The 14,708-nt window shown below is 50.7% G+C and carries 13 protein-coding genes; 3 read left to right on the plus strand and 10 right to left on the minus strand.

Annotated features, from left to right (window positions below):
• The 3 genes from ACO0LC_RS14160 to ubiD all read right to left on the minus strand — a co-directional run bounded on the left by ACO0LC_RS14160 (window position 1) and on the right by ubiD (window position 3,123).
• Window positions 1-960, minus strand: a complete 960-nt coding sequence (locus tag ACO0LC_RS14160; RefSeq protein ID WP_423004094.1) for a bile acid:sodium symporter family protein — start codon at window positions 958-960, stop codon at window positions 1-3.
• A 171-nt stretch (window positions 961-1,131) separates the two neighbouring features.
• Window positions 1,132-1,593 (minus strand): acyl-CoA thioesterase, encoded by a 462-nt coding sequence (locus ACO0LC_RS14165; RefSeq protein WP_423004096.1) that lies wholly within the window; start codon window positions 1,591-1,593, stop codon window positions 1,132-1,134.
• 45 nt (window positions 1,594-1,638) lie between these two features.
• Window positions 1,639-3,123: a 4-hydroxy-3-polyprenylbenzoate decarboxylase gene (gene ubiD, locus ACO0LC_RS14170; protein ID WP_423004226.1), complete on the minus strand. Its 1,485-nt coding sequence runs from the start codon at window positions 3,121-3,123 to the stop codon at window positions 1,639-1,641.
• Between the two features lie 486 nt (window positions 3,124-3,609).
• On the opposite strand from ubiD, the gene ACO0LC_RS14175 reads away from it, so the two are divergent.
• Window positions 3,610-4,566: a transglycosylase SLT domain-containing protein gene (locus ACO0LC_RS14175; protein WP_423004098.1), complete on the plus strand. Its 957-nt coding sequence runs from the start codon at window positions 3,610-3,612 to the stop codon at window positions 4,564-4,566.
• A gap of 67 nt (window positions 4,567-4,633) precedes the next feature.
• Here the strand turns inward: ACO0LC_RS14175 and ACO0LC_RS14180 are convergent, their stop codons facing one another.
• The 6 genes from ACO0LC_RS14180 to ACO0LC_RS14205 form a co-directional block, all read right to left on the minus strand.
• Window positions 4,634-5,800: a pyridoxal phosphate-dependent aminotransferase gene (locus ACO0LC_RS14180; RefSeq protein WP_423004100.1), complete on the minus strand. Its 1,167-nt coding sequence runs from the start codon at window positions 5,798-5,800 to the stop codon at window positions 4,634-4,636.
• A 91-nt stretch (window positions 5,801-5,891) separates the two neighbouring features.
• Window positions 5,892-6,356, minus strand: coding sequence for a transcription antitermination factor NusB (nusB, locus tag ACO0LC_RS14185; RefSeq protein WP_423004102.1), 465 nt, complete (start codon window positions 6,354-6,356; stop codon window positions 5,892-5,894).
• 124 nt (window positions 6,357-6,480) lie between these two features.
• Entirely contained in the window at window positions 6,481-6,978 is a 498-nt protein-coding gene (ribH, locus tag ACO0LC_RS14190; protein ID WP_423004104.1) for a 6,7-dimethyl-8-ribityllumazine synthase, read from the minus strand.
• A gap of 86 nt (window positions 6,979-7,064) precedes the next feature.
• Complete coding sequence (gene ribBA, locus ACO0LC_RS14195; RefSeq protein ID WP_423004106.1) at window positions 7,065-8,183, minus strand: bifunctional 3,4-dihydroxy-2-butanone-4-phosphate synthase/GTP cyclohydrolase II; 1,119 nt, start codon at window positions 8,181-8,183, stop codon at window positions 7,065-7,067.
• A 175-nt stretch (window positions 8,184-8,358) separates the two neighbouring features.
• Window positions 8,359-9,231, minus strand: a complete 873-nt coding sequence (locus tag ACO0LC_RS14200) for a PhzF family phenazine biosynthesis protein (protein ID WP_423004108.1) — start codon at window positions 9,229-9,231, stop codon at window positions 8,359-8,361.
• Window positions 9,232-9,249: 18 nt separating this feature from the next.
• Window positions 9,250-10,239, minus strand: coding sequence for an XdhC family protein (locus tag ACO0LC_RS14205; RefSeq protein ID WP_423004110.1), 990 nt, complete (start codon window positions 10,237-10,239; stop codon window positions 9,250-9,252).
• Between the two features lie 118 nt (window positions 10,240-10,357).
• Here ACO0LC_RS14205 and ACO0LC_RS14210 point away from each other — a divergent pair, with 118 nt between their 5' ends.
• Window positions 10,358-11,974, plus strand: coding sequence for a peptide MFS transporter (locus ACO0LC_RS14210; protein ID WP_423004112.1), 1,617 nt, complete (start codon window positions 10,358-10,360; stop codon window positions 11,972-11,974).
• A 47-nt stretch (window positions 11,975-12,021) separates the two neighbouring features.
• Here the strand turns inward: ACO0LC_RS14210 and ACO0LC_RS14215 are convergent, their stop codons facing one another.
• Complete coding sequence (locus tag ACO0LC_RS14215; protein WP_423004114.1) at window positions 12,022-12,879, minus strand: DUF1653 domain-containing protein; 858 nt, start codon at window positions 12,877-12,879, stop codon at window positions 12,022-12,024.
• Between the two features lie 433 nt (window positions 12,880-13,312).
• Between ACO0LC_RS14215 and ACO0LC_RS14220 the strand changes: the two genes are divergently transcribed.
• The gene (locus ACO0LC_RS14220; protein WP_423004116.1) at window positions 13,313-14,602 is read left to right on the plus strand and encodes an MFS transporter; all 1,290 of its coding nucleotides are present in this window, start codon (window positions 13,313-13,315) and stop codon (window positions 14,600-14,602) included.
• Window positions 14,603-14,708 lie beyond the last annotated feature (106 nt).

The raw sequence follows: 14,708 nt of genomic DNA on the forward strand, positions 1-14,708 counted from the left end.
TTATCTTTTGGCGTAATGTTGCGCCATGACGGCGCACACCATTAACTGTAGCTGGTGAAACAGCATTAGTGGCAATAAAACCATACCCACAGCGTGGCTGGCAAATAAAACTTTGGCCATGGGCACCCCGCTGGCCAGGCTTTTCTTGGAGCCACAAAACACGATGGTGATTTCATCTTCCTTGTTAAACCCCATGCGGCGGCTGATGATCGTAGTCAGTGCCATGATCATCGCAAGCATCAAGGCACTGATGCCCAGCAAACTGAAGAGCATCACCGGTGGTAGTTGCTGCCACAAACCTTGCACGACGGCCTCACTGAAGGCCACATAAACCACCATTAAAATGGAACTCTGATCGACCATTCTCAGTGTGCCTTCATATTTTCCCAGCCAGACTTGCAACCAGGGGCGAACGATTTGCCCCACCACAAAAGGTAATAGTAACTGATACACAATCTTTAACATGGCATCGAGCGACGTATGGTTTTCACCATGGGCGACCACGACCAGACTGACCAGTAAGGGCGTCAAAAAGATCCCCAGCATATTGCTGGCTGATGCACTGCACACCGCAGCAGGCACATTGCCGCGGGCGACAGAAGTAAAGGCGATGGACGATTGCACTGTCGATGGCAACACACACAAAAATAGTATGCCCACATACAATTCAGGCGTGAGCAGATATAACAGCAAGGGTTTCAGGGCTACACCCATCAAGGGGAAGATGGCAAAAGTAAACGCCATCACCAGCAAATGCAGCCGCCAGTGAGTAAGACCGGCCACCACTGCCTGACGTGACAATCTGGCCCCATGCATGAAAAACAGCAATGCGATCATCCCGGTAGACACATGCTCAAAACTCCGGGCTATTGTGTCGCGAGCAGGAAACAAACTTGCCAGAGTGACCACACCAAACAGCAGGAGAGTCATGTTATCGGGTAGAAAACGCGGGCGCTTCATGTGGGGAAAGCAAGAAATGTAGGTAATTGATTGTACTTGATTAATGCGCAGCAATTTGCGGGCAGTATCAGCTTAAAGTGAAAGCGTAGCCTGATGCCAACAAACACGAGTAAGCTTGTAAAAAAATGCAGTTACAGCCAATTACCTATTACGCCAGGCTTGCCCCCTCCATTATTCAGACCCTGCCAGGGCGGGGGCTATGGCAGCCAGGTAAACATCACAAAATTCAGGCGGCATGCGCCGTGCGCGGCCGCTGCTGAGTTCTATGCAAACCAGATCCCAGCGCCCCCTGAGCACGGTCGCGCCATCGCTATCGCGTATCAATTGAAAACGCCTGTCCATGGTGAGTTTGCCGTCGCTGGCAAACAACCAGGTTGCCAGCGTCAGTGACTCACCGAGCAAGGTTGGCAAGACATAATCATATTCCCCGCGCCTGATCGCCATGGCGCGATCAAGGCGGTGGTAGTCGGCCAGATTCAAACCCAGTGCTTCAGAATGCCCCCATGCGACTTCCTCACACCAGCGCACATAGACTGCATTATTGGTGTGATTCAAACCATCGATATCACTCTCTTGCGGCTTCACTGCCCGCGTGAAGGCTTGCGGGTAATCCCAGGCTATAGAAACACTCATATATATATATATACGCGCAAAAATTGAATCACTAAAATACCCTGTTTACAAACCCAGCTCTTGCCAGATCTGGTCTACCTTGGCTTTAACTTCTGGTGTCATTGCTATGGTCGTGCCCCACTCGCGGCTGGTCTCGCCTGGCCATTTATTCGTGGCATCTATACCCATCTTGCTGCCCAGGCCACTGACGGGTGAAGCAAAGTCCAGGTAATCAATCGGCGTATTATCGACCAGCGTGGTATCGCGCAAGGGGTCAACCCGGGTAGTGATCGCCCAGATGACTTCTTTCCAGTCACGGATATTGACGTCTTCATCAACGACGATGATGAACTTGGTATACATGAACTGACGTAAAAAACTCCAGACCCCGAACATGACACGCTTGGCATGACCGGCATAGGCTTTTTTCATTTGCACCACGGCCATGCGATAACTACAGCCTTCTGGTGGCAAATAAAAGTCCGTGATTTCACTGAATTGCTTTTGCAGCAAAGGGATAAAGACTTCATTCAATGCCACACCTAGTACCGCCGGTTCATCTGGCGGTTTACCTGTATACGTAGAGTGATAGATAGGATCACGGCGCATGGTGATGCGGTCTATGGTAAACACCGGGAACCAGTCTTTCTCATTGTAATAACCGGTGTGATCGCCATACGGCCCTTCCAGCGCATGCTCATAACCTGTGGAATGATTTTCGTCAGGGTAGATATGCCCTTCCAGTACGATTTCTGCTGAAGCTGGCACGCGCAATTCACTACCTATGGCTTTCACCAATTCGGTACGGCTGCCACGCAAGAGGCCGGCAAACTGGTATTCAGACAAGCTGTCTGGTACGGGCGTCACAGCACCTAATATGGTGGCCGGGTCTGCACCAAGTGCCACGGCGATGGGATAAGGCTTGCCCTTATTGACGATGCCATGCTCACGAAAATCCATGGCACCACCGCGATGTGCCAGCCAGCGCATGATGACCTTATTGCGCCCCAAAACTTGCTGTCTATATATACCCAGATTCTGGCGTTTTTTATTGGGGCCTTTGGTAATCACCAAACCCCAGGTGATCAAGGGTGCAGCATCACCGGGCCAGCAATGCTGTATCGGCAAACGGGCGAGATCTACGTCATTGCCTTCCCAGACTATTTCCTGGCATTTGGCACCGCGCAACTCTTTGGGCGACATATCCCAGACAGCCTTGACCAGCGAACCCATGCCCAGCATTTCTTTAAAACCCTTGGGTGGTTCAGGCTCTTTCAGTGCCGATAAAACATGGCCTATCTGGCGCAATTCACTAAGACTTTCCGCCCCCATGCCGAGGGCAACGCGGCGTGTGGTGCCAAATAAATTACCCAGCACTGGTATGGTATGACCCACCGGTTTGGTAAATAAAAGAGCAGGACCTTCGGTACGCAAAGTGCGGTCGCAAATCTCTGTCATTTCCAAATGTGGTGAAATGGGCAAGTCCACCCGTTTAAGTTCGCCTTTTTCTTGCAGTTGAGAAATAAAATCTCTCAAATCAGAATATTTCATCATTTTTCGCTTTTTCGTATCTCTGCACTAGTCGCACTAGCAAATTCTGCCAAGTGCTTGATTTTATTGAATTTTGCTGCATTGCAGCACAATTCATTAGACATAAAAGTAATTAAATTCGATTTTGATAGTGTTGACTTGATATAAAACCGCCCCTACAATTCGCCCAACTTGATGAAGAGGTTAATGACTTCCGCCACTTTCGATGCAAAGAAAGTTTCGCCACACGGTAACATCATTCACGGGGATCGGGCCCCAACATAACATTGTAAGGATTGTTTTCAAAAGGCGTCTGCCTTAACCCGAAAATAGTTGTTTGTCACTGGACACACCATGAGCAGGTCTGACTGACCTGATTTGACAAACGACTCCGGCGTCTTGCGATCACACTTGTGACGAAGACGATGTTTCTGATTCGTGGATTAGCTGTTTGCATTTGACTTTGAATAAAGGTGGATGTCGCGTCGCGAAAATTCAGGAGGTAACATGTTTCAACGTTTTATTTTAGCTTTACAACAAAGTAGTTTCTCTTCAACGGAAAAGCGCCAGGCGCTCTCCATGGTAGCGCGTGATACCACCAGTGGTTTTTTCACCACCCTGCGCCACTTGCTTATGCTGTCTGGCATCATTGCCATGGCCATGTTGGTCATGATGTATGTCAAACCAGAACTTACAGACAAATTCAAAGACTTGTCACCCTATGTAGTAGCAGAAGAAGGAGAAGACGAGCCTGCCCTTGCTGCGCCAGTACCAGCTCCTAATCTTGCCCACCTGATGCAAGCGCCAAACCAGGCAAATGTTGACCCGGCCATGCAAAAAGCCGCCATGTCTGAGGATGAAGCCAAGATGCTGGGCAACCAGCGCCAGCAACAATGGGTAACAACCTGGTTGGCTAAACGTTATCGGGTTGCCAGCGATGCAGCCAATATGCTGGTCTCTGCTGCTTACCTGACTGCCAAGGAAGTCAAGATAGACCCTTTATTGATACTCTCCGTCATGGCGATAGAGTCCGGCCTGAATCCCTTTGCGGAAAGCCCGGTAGGAGCACAAGGCCTGATGCAAGTCATGTCCAAAGTACATCATGACAAATTCCAGGACCTCGGTGGCGTCAAAGCTGCCTTGAACCCGGTCGCCAATATTCGTGTTGGGGCCCTGATCCTGAAAGACTATGTCACCCGTGGTGGCTCGGTTGAAGCTGGTCTGAAGATGTATGTAGGCGCAGCTGATGCAGAAAACGACTCTGGCTATGGTTCACGTGTCTTGAATGAGTACAAGCGCCTGAAAGATGTCTCCGCCGGTAAAAATGTACCAACGGTATTTAATGCCCCAGCAGCTGCCCCCGTACAAGCCCGCCCTGTAGAAGCAGCGCCGGCACACAAGCCAGAGGCAACTGAAGCCAAGGCTACGGTAGAAGCGAAAAAAGACCAGGTTGCAGCTCTGTAAATCTGCTCTCCCATAAAAAAGCCGCCTGAACTACTGGTTCAGGCGGCTTTTTTAATGTCAAAGTCAATTATCTGTTGGCAAGAAATTTTTTCAACCTGGCTATGGCCTCCTGTAAATTCTCCAGGGTGTTGGCATACGACAGGCGCACATAGGATGTCGCTGTCGCTGGGCCAAAATCCAGGCCAGGCACAATCACTACGCCCGCCTCATTCAATACTTGTTTGGCAAAAGCATCTGCATCGTCGGTAAAACGGGAACAATCGGCATACACATAGAACGCGCCATCTGGCATTACAGGAATACCAAAACCAAGTTCACGCAAAGCCGGTACTATATAATCGCGCCTGCGCTTGAACTCTGCCTTGCGCTCTTCGTAAATGGCAAGGGTGGCTGGTTCAAAGCAAGCCAGGGCAGCGTGCTGGGCAATCGAGGATGGGCAGATGAACAGGTTTTGCGCCAGTTTTTCCAGTGCAGGCACGATACGCTCGGGCACCACCAGCCAGCCCAGACGCCAGCCTGTCATATTGAAATATTTGCTGAAACTGTTAATGACGACCACATCCTCATCCAGCGACAAGGCAGAAAATGGCTCCCCATCATAAGTCAGGCCCTGATAAATCTCGTCAACGATACTAAAACCACCCAATTCCTTGACGGTAGCAAGGATCTTGCTCAGTTCTTCATGTTCTATCGAAGTACCGGTAGGGTTCGATGGCGAAGCCAGCAAGACGCCGCTACTGCGTTCATCCCATTGCTGGCGGACTATTTCTGCTGTCAGTTGAAAACGGTGATCCGGTCCGCTGGCGATGAGTTTTGCCCTGCCCTCAAATGCAGCGACAAAATGACGGTTGCAGGGATAACAGGGGTCAGGCATCAGCACTTCCCTACCCGTTTCGACCAGGGCGGCGCATGCCAGTAATAAGGCAGCCGAAGCACCAGCCGTCACGACAATGCGGGATGCTGGCACATCAAGGCCAAACACATCAAGGTAATGCTGCGATATCGCCGTGCGCAAGGCTGGCAAACCCATGGCAGAAGTATATTGCAAACGCCCGGCCGCCATGGCTTTGGCTGCCGCATCAATCACTGCTTGCGGTGCAGTAAAGTCTGGCTCACCTATCCCCATATGTATCAGATGGCGGCCCTGCTTTTCCAGCTCTGCCGCCATTTTCATAAGTTCCATTACATGGAAAGGGGCGATATTATCAAGTCTTGCTGCAAGATTCTGATGCATGGCACTTCCTAAAAAACACGGGCTGAAAAAAACCGCCTTATTTATCTTTCAAAATAAGGCGGTAGATACATGTACAAATATGTTCAGCAAATTACTTACCTGCTGCAACCTCAGTCGCACGCAGTTTGGCTGCCAGTTTGTCGAGTACACCATTGACATACTTGTGTCCATCGAGGCCACCAAAGGACTTGGTTAACTCTACCGCTTCATTGATGACGACACGGTAAGGGATTTCTATGTGGTTTTTCAATTCATAGGCACCGATCAGCAAGGCTGCGTGCTCGATAGGCGACAATTCAGCAATACTGCGGTCTATCAAAGGGGCAATTTGCTCACGCAATTCTATGGATTGTTTGATAGCACCGTGCAACAAAGAATCAAAATGCTCTCTGTCCGCCTTGTCAAAACCATGGGCTTCACGGATATGGGCTTCAATCGCGCCGGAGTCTTCATTATTCAGCAGCCATTGGTACATGCCCTGCAAGGCAAATTCGCGTGCACGATGACGTGGCGAACGGTTCTTGCTGGGATTGGCGTGTAGTGTTTTATTATTCATATCATCTCTTACCGTATCTTACTTAACTTACTTATATTACTTAACTTACTTAATTTAAAGCTGGACAATCATCTTGCAGGCTTAAACTTCAATGTAAATTTAAACTCAAGCCTGAGCAAGACGATCATGCATCATAATGCACATCTTCTGTGGCTTCTGCCAATTCTTCCAGGGCCAGGGTCAGGTTGGCCATTTCTACGGCGACACGGGCGGCATCACGGCCTTTTTCCTGCATGCGCACTTCAGCCTGTTCATCATTTTCCGTGGTCAGAATGGCATTAGCGATAGGGATGCCTGCATCCAGGCCTACGCGTGTGATACCTGCACCGGATTCATTCGACACCAACTCAAAATGGTAGGTTTCACCACGGATGACTGCACCCAGTGCGATCAGAGCATCGAATTGATTGGTTTCTGCCAGTTTTTGCAAGGCCAGCGGCACTTCCAGTGCGCCTGGCACGGTGACGTGCAGGATGTCTTCGTTGAGTACACCCAGCAATGACAATTCAGCCAGGCAGGCTTCCAGCAAGCCATTGCCGATATTGTCATTAAAGCGTGCCTGCACAATACCTACTCGTACGCCTGCGCCATCCAGATTTGCTTCGTAATGTCCAACTGTCATAATATTCTTTCTTGCGCTTTTCGCGCCTGATGTGATTGAGGTGGTGCAAGCACTGAGCTACAAACCGCTGGCAGTGCCCTGCGTCCTTATTTGTCTGCGCACGGCTTATCGAGATACCCAACAACTTCGAGATTAAATCCTGTCATGGAAGGCATCTTACGTGGATTGGCCAGCAATTTCATCTTGCCCACGCCTACATCCTTCAAAATCTGTGCGCCTATGCCGTAATTACGCAAGTCCATACGTGCAGCACGGCCTGCTGGCTTGGTTTCTGGCGTATCGAGTGCCTTGAACTGGTCAAACAACTGATCTGCAGTCTCGCCACAGTTGAGCAAAACGATGACGCCGGAATCAGCCTTCTTGATGGCGGCCATAGCCGCAGCGACATTCCAGGAATGCGTTGTGGCCTGGCTTTCCAGCAAATCAATGATGGAAACCGGTTGATGCACACGTACCAATGCCTCTTTTTCACGGCTGATATCGCCATGCACCAGTGCCAGGTGAGCAGAACCACTGGGCTTGTCACGATATACCAGGGCCTTGAAGCTGCCATGCAGGGTGTGCATTTCACGTTCAGCCACACGATCAACAATACTCTCTGTCTGGCTGCGATAATGAATCAGGTCGGCAATCGTGCCTATCTTCATGTCATGTTCTTTGGCGAACTCGAACAAATCAGGCAGACGGGCCATGGTCCCATCGTCCTTCATGATTTCACAGATCACCGATGCCGGTGTCAGGCCAGCCAGCTCTGCCAGATCGCAACCGGCTTCAGTATGGCCTGCACGCATAAGGACACCGCCTCTTTGCGCCTTCAGCGGGAAAATATGACCAGGCTGGACAATGTCAGCGGCAGTGGACTTCTTGTCAACAGCGACTTGTACTGTGCGGGCACGGTCAGCGGCTGAGATGCCAGTAGTCACGCCTTCAGCCGCTTCTATAGAAACAGTGAAGTTGGTGCCAAAGGAGGTACCATTGCGGCTGGTCATCATGGCCAGGTTCAATTGATCGCAACGTTCTTCTGTCAAAGTCAGGCAAATCAGGCCACGGCCAAACTTGGCCATGAAATTGATGGCTTCTGGTGTGACGAACTCGGCAGCCATAATCAGGTCGCCTTCGTTTTCTCTATCTTCTTCATCAACCAGTATCACCATGCGGCCAGCACGCAATTCGGCAACGATTTCCTGGGTAGTAGACATGCTCATAGGGGAATATCCTGAACCGGGCCAAAGACGCAAGAACACAAAATCGTCGGGCCACTGGTTTTTCAGTGCAAATGAATGAAGTCGCTATTTTAAAGGATTTACGCCTGCTCTTCCCGTGCTTTATGTCTATTTATATGCCGCCGGCTTGATTTAAGCCTGATTCAGAAGGATTTTTCTAGATTTGCAGCTGGCCTTGTGCAATTTCTATCACCTTGCCGCCTACCCGTATGCGTTTGTCTGCCGCCACATCGAGATACAGCTGGCAGGGTCGCTTGACTTGCGCACCCTGGGCTATGCTCATGCTGATGGGCAATTCACGCCCCTGATGCTGCCACCAGCCGCCCAGGTTGGCGCAGGCAGAACCCGTGCCCGGGTCTTCTGCAAAGCCACCACCCTGCTTGGCAAAGAAATAACGCGCTGTCACGGCCAGGCGTTCATCACCACCTGGCGCTGGATCATCAAAGGCAAATACATAGACAGACTTGCGCCCCAGGCTATTGGCAGGCCAAATTGGCAACTTGTTGACGTCTGGTGCCGCCCGCAATACCGCCTCACGCGAATTCAGGGGTAGCAGCATTTGTTCGCTACCTGTGTTGATCCATAAAGGTAGAGAATGAATGTCACTCTCATTGAGTCCCAGCAAGGACGCCGCCTGGGCGATAGACAAGCCACTTGCCCTGACCAGAGGCTCGCCTTTATGCGGTGTGGTCAATGTCCATATACCGTTGTGCAGACGCAGATCTACCAAACCTGCCTTGCATTCAAGATGGACCTCGGTAGAATTAGTCACACTAGCAACTACCTGAGCCGTGCCAAGGCTGGGATGTCCGGCAAAGGGCATTTCTGTATCTGGAGTAAAAATGCGCATTTTTGCAGTGGCAAAATCAGACCGTACGATAAACACGGTCTCAGACAAATTAAATTGCAGAGCCAGGGCCTGCATTTGCTGATCTGACATGCCAGTGGCATTTTCAAATACACATAATGGATTACCGCCAAGAGTTTCTTCGGCGAAAACATTCAACAGACGAAAAGCGTAATTAGTCATTATTCTTTCTTCAAAAAATCAGGCCAGCGTCGATTTAGCATGGGCAACATTGACTTCAGCAGGCAACAAAATACGGTTTTTAACCGCAGTTAATTCAGCCAAAATGGAAATGGCTATCTCTGCCGGGGTCTTGCTGCCTATGTACAAGCCTATGGGTCCATGCAGTTTTGCCAGTTGCTCGTCATTGAGGTCAAATTCCTTCAATCTTTCCCTGCGTTTGGCATTATTAATGCGCGAACCTATGGCACCAACATAAAACGCCTCTGACTTCAGAGCCTCCATAAGCGCCAGGTCATCAAGTTTGGGATCGTGCGTCAGGGCGACGACAGCGCTACGACTGTCCAGTTGCATTTCCAGTACCAGATCATCGGGCATGGCATGAATCAATTGCACGCCCTCGACTTGCCAGCCGCTGCGGTATTCTTCACGCGGGTCGCAAACAGTAACCTGATAGTCCATGCCGACTGCAATGCTGGCCAGGAATCGTGATAACTGTCCGGCCCCTATGATGAGCAAACGCCAGCGTGGTCCATGTACAGTCGTCAAGGCTTGATCGGTAATCTGTAATTGCTGACCTGGATCAGCACGATCAAGACTTACTTCGCCTGATCGCAAATCCAGGCGTCGTGCCAGCAATTCATGTCTTTGCAAGCCTTGCAGCAGTGCATCGAGCTTGCTGCGAGCTGATAAAGGTTCTATTGCCAGTTCTATTGTGCCGCCACAGGGCAGACCAAAACGGTGCGCTTCATCGGCGGTAATGCCATAAGTGACGATCTCTGGCAAATGCCGCTGCATACCTTCCCGCTGCACTCTCTCTATCAAGTCGTCTTCGATGCAACCACCCGAGACAGAACCAACTACCTGCCCATTGCCAGCAATAGCCAGCGTTGCCCCTTCTGGCCTGGGGCTGGAACCCCAGGTTTTGATGACGGTGACCAGCTCACATGACTGTCCTGCCTTGATCCAGGCATTACAGGTTTTCAGTACTTCGAGGTCTATGCTGTCCATTATTTCTCATTAAAGTCAAACTGCGCAGGCAAGCTTACTTAAGCGTACCCTTAGATTTTTCAGTTAAACCAGAAGTTCCCCTCAGGTCTGGAGAACTTTGCTCATAGGTCATTTTCGCATGATTTGGCAATCTGGCCAGCCCATAGAAATTATCTATAAAAATTACGCGAAATCCCCGGTTTCTTTGCATTACAATGCCAGCCAGACCACAATTCTGGAGACCCCCTTGTCCACCATCAAACAAAGATTAGCCGCCGTACCCGAAGGCGCAGGTGCACTGTTTTTCATACAGATTTTCGCTACCCTCGGTTTCGCCGTCCTGTACTCTACCCTGGTGCTGTATGCCACCAAGAAGCTCGGTTTCACTGTCAAAGATGCCACCGCCATTATGGGCGTATTTGGCGCTTTCAATTATGGCCTGCATCTTTTTGGTGGTTACCTGGCGGGGCGCTTTATCAGTAACCGCAATCTGTTTGTCGGTGGCATGATTTTGCAAGTGATAGGTTGTGCGACTATCTCCACAGGTTCTTCAGCAGCACTTTACTGGGGCCTAGCCTTCTTCCTGACGGGCAGTGGTTTGAATGTCACTTGCCTGAATCTGATGCTGACACAGCGCTTCAAACCAGAGGACAACAGGCGTGAAAGTGCTTTCCTGTGGAATTATGCTGGCATGAACCTGGGCTTTTTCATCGGCTTCACCGCTGCTGGTTATTACCAATTGCAGGAAGATTATGCCAGCCTGTTCATCTTCGCTACCATAGGCAATTTCATGGCCATCGTGCTGGCTGCGGTCAACTGGCGCAGACTGTGCGATTTGAATACCACTTTGCTGGATGCCACACCCACCCAGTTTCGCTGGCGCTTCCTGGTTGGCCTGGCCATCATGGCTGGTCTGGTCCCTCTGGTTCAATTCATGCTGCATCGCGCAGAAATAACTGGCAACCTGGTCATGGTCATCAGTGTTGCGATTGCCGTCATCTTCATTTTCCTGACCTTTATCCATAAAGAGCGCCGCGAACGCAATAATATGGCTGCCTATGTCTTGCTGACCATGGGCTCTTTGGTATTCTGGACACTGTATCAAATGGCTCCCATGGGTTTGCAATTGTTTGCCGTCAATAATGTAGACCGCATGGTCTGGGGCTATGAGGTTGCTCCGCAATGGATACAAAATATCAATAGCTTTGTCATCATGTTTGGTGGCCCGCTGATGGCCATGCTGTTCGACAAATTGCGTGCCAAAGGCTGGAATATTGATATCCCGCGCCAGTTCTCTGCTGCGCTGGTTATCATCGGCCTGGGTTTTCTGGTCCTGCCCATAGGTATCGCCACTGCAGCCGGCAATGGCCTGGTAGCGTTCAAGTGGATCTTTATCAGCTACATCCTGCAAAGTATTGCTGAACTGCTCATTTCCCCTATAGGCTATGCGATGATAGGTAAACTGGCACCACGCCAATACCAGGGTGTGATGATGGGCACCTGGATGCTGGTGACAGGCACCGCTTCCATCCTGGCCAGCAACTTCTCAGGACTGATACCAGAGGCAACTGAAGGACTGGCCTCCTCTACCAATCCAACGTATAACTACATCTTCTCTTTGCTGGGCTGGGGTAGCGTGGGCGTGGGTGTCGTCCTCATCATCCTGATACCTGTCTTGCGCAAACTGATTACGGATGGCCCTGCCAAGGAAACGCCAACTGTAACAAACACTATTGCCCAGGCCGAACCTGCCTGAGTTTAAAGGGTAGTAAAAAAACGGACACTATATGGTGTCCGTTTTTTTTATTCCTTGATCTCGGTAAAACGCTGTACTTCCACGCCATTTATAAGCAGTTTCTCAAAGAATACCGACTTTGGCCTTGTCCAGATCGTGCCATTGTGAGCACGATACACAATGACCGGGCTATGGTCGGACTCTTGCGTAGCCTCGCACACCAGCTCATAAATCCCGCCTTTATAATGGCGGTAGCGCTGCACTCCCGTCGTTTTAATGGCAGGGACAGACGCGACTTCAGCCAATGGTGTGGCACTATGTTTTTTCAAGAATGCAGGAACTTTGGCAGCCGCCAACTTATTAATATCCTGTAGCAGGCGCGGATCAATCGCAGGGTAGCCATAACGCTGCCCCAGCTCAGTGGCGATATGCAACATCAGGGCGGAAGCCACTTCTGCATCGGCCTCTGCCCTGTGGGCAGCACCTTTGAAACGTATGCCCATGGAAGCTGCCAACGGCCCCAGGGAGTAGGTGCTTAGCCCAGGAAATACCCTGCGCGCCAGCTTGACTGAGCAAATCAGGCCATCGTGGGTGGGTCGCAAACCCAGTCTGTCACTCTCGGCCAATAAAAATTTTTCATCAAAACTGGCATTATGGGCAGCCAGTGCGTCAGTGCCTATAAATTCAAGCAACTCAGGCAACACTTCGGATGCGGGTGGTGCCTTGTTCACCATGGCCTGGGTAATACCTGTTAATTCAGTAATGAAATAAGGAATACGTACATTGCAATTGATGAGGCTGACATAGCGGTCAACTATTTCACCACCGGCGATACGCAAGGCTGCCACTTCGGTAACGCGCCCTCCTTGTTCTGGCGACATGCCGGAGGTTTCAAAGTCAATCATGACTACAGGTTTTTCAAACATCATATTTTTTTCACTAGCGGGAACTTATGAAGAGCAATACAATCTATTAGTATCTGGCGTCAATAAAAATCTGAAACGCTTGTTAATTATTATTCACTTTCAACCCTCAGGACTCGGGTATGCAAACTGCAGCGTCACTAGTAACACCGTGGTGCAGCCAGGCTTTTCAGCACTGGCGACGTAGCTTTGCGCATGTCCCTGGCCCCAGCCCCCATTAAGTTCGGCTAGTTCGACTAATCTGCGCTATCTGCCAGATGCCCCCGATGATACGGTAAGAATCGCTGTCCCAGTTTGCTCAGTCTTAACCAGCATTACCTATCATCCATCTTTGCTTTTTTTGCTCAATCCTGGTTGCGCATAGACGCCCAGACCTGTGTCTCATTATTCATTTCATCAAGAATAAGGACACGGGCAAATTAATGTGTTGCTCATCATGAAAAATAAAATTTTAGGAATATTTTCGCTCCCGGAACGGGATTTATTACGCGATCTTGTCTACCGGCGCTTGTGGACCTCGATACTGATCAGCTCTTTTGGGGCCCAGGTCACCATGCTGGCACTGCCATTGACTGCTGCTATCTTGCTGCACGCCAGTGCCACTCAAATGGGTATGCTGACCTTCATGGAAATCCTGCCCTTCGTCCTGCTATCCCTGCCCTCTGGCGTATGGCTGGACCGGGTGCGCAAGCTGCCCGTGTATGTAGTCGGCGAAATCATGATTTCCATCTCGGTTGCCAGTGTGCCTCTGGCCTGGTGGCTGGGTTATCTGAACATGAGCTGGTTATATGTCGTTGGCTTCATGATAGGCGTGGTCAATACCACGGCAGGCACGGCATCACAAATCGTCCTGACGCAAATTGTCCCACGCGAGCGCCTGGTCGAAGCACATGCAAAAAATGCCCTGGCCACTTCAGGGGCTGAAGTGGCAGGCCCCGCCACTGCCGGTGCCTTGATCAAATTGCTGGGTGCCCCTATCGCCCTGCTGGCCGATGCCATCCTGTTGCTGACCTCGGCTGTGATCCTGCGTGGCATCCATGTCAATGAAGTCAGGGAGCCGCGTGCTGATGCGCACTTCTGGCGCGATTTGAAGGCAGGGCTGTCCTTTGTCGCCAATAAACCGCTGCTGATTGCGCTGGCCTTGACAGTGGGTGGCTGGCAGCTTTGCTATAACGCAGCCCTGGTTGTGCAGATCCTGTTTGCCACGCGTGAACTGGGCTTGTCTGAGCAGGCGGTTGGTCTCAGCTATATGGGCATGGGTGTAGGTACCATTATCGCCAGCGTGTATGGCAACCGTATCAGCCGCAATATCGGGCCTGGCCCGTGTATGGTGCTGGGTGTGGCGGTCTGTGGTCTGGGCTGGGGTTTGCTGGCTTTGGCACCGACCAATCACTGGGGCATAGTTGCATTTGGTTTCATGCTGATGTGCTTTTCCATAGGTGGCGTGCTGATTTTCATTAACTTCCTGGCGCTGCGTCAGGCTGTCACGCCTGAAGCCATGCTGGGCCGTATGACCAGTACCATGCGCTGGCTGATCCTGATACCTGCAGGCCCCGGTGCACTCATCGGTGGCTGGCTGGGTGAACACATGGGCTTGCGCTATGCGCTGGGTTTCGCTGGCGTTGCCGCCTTGCTGCTAGCGATAGTTGCGGCAAAAAACCCTGTGATTCGTGGCATTACAGTCTTGCCACGCTTGAGTAAACAGGAAGAGATGCAGCAAGTTTAAGGATGGCATTGCAAATAGCTTGAAAAAAGCGTGATAATGCGCGGATATTTATGTTTTTTAACAATCCCCCTCAGGAGACGGAGGGGGATTGTTTATTCGCCGCGCT

Origin of the sequence: Undibacterium sp. JH2W (assembly GCF_049340425.1) — a bacterium.
Lineage (GTDB): Bacteria > Pseudomonadota > Gammaproteobacteria > Burkholderiales > Burkholderiaceae_D > Undibacterium.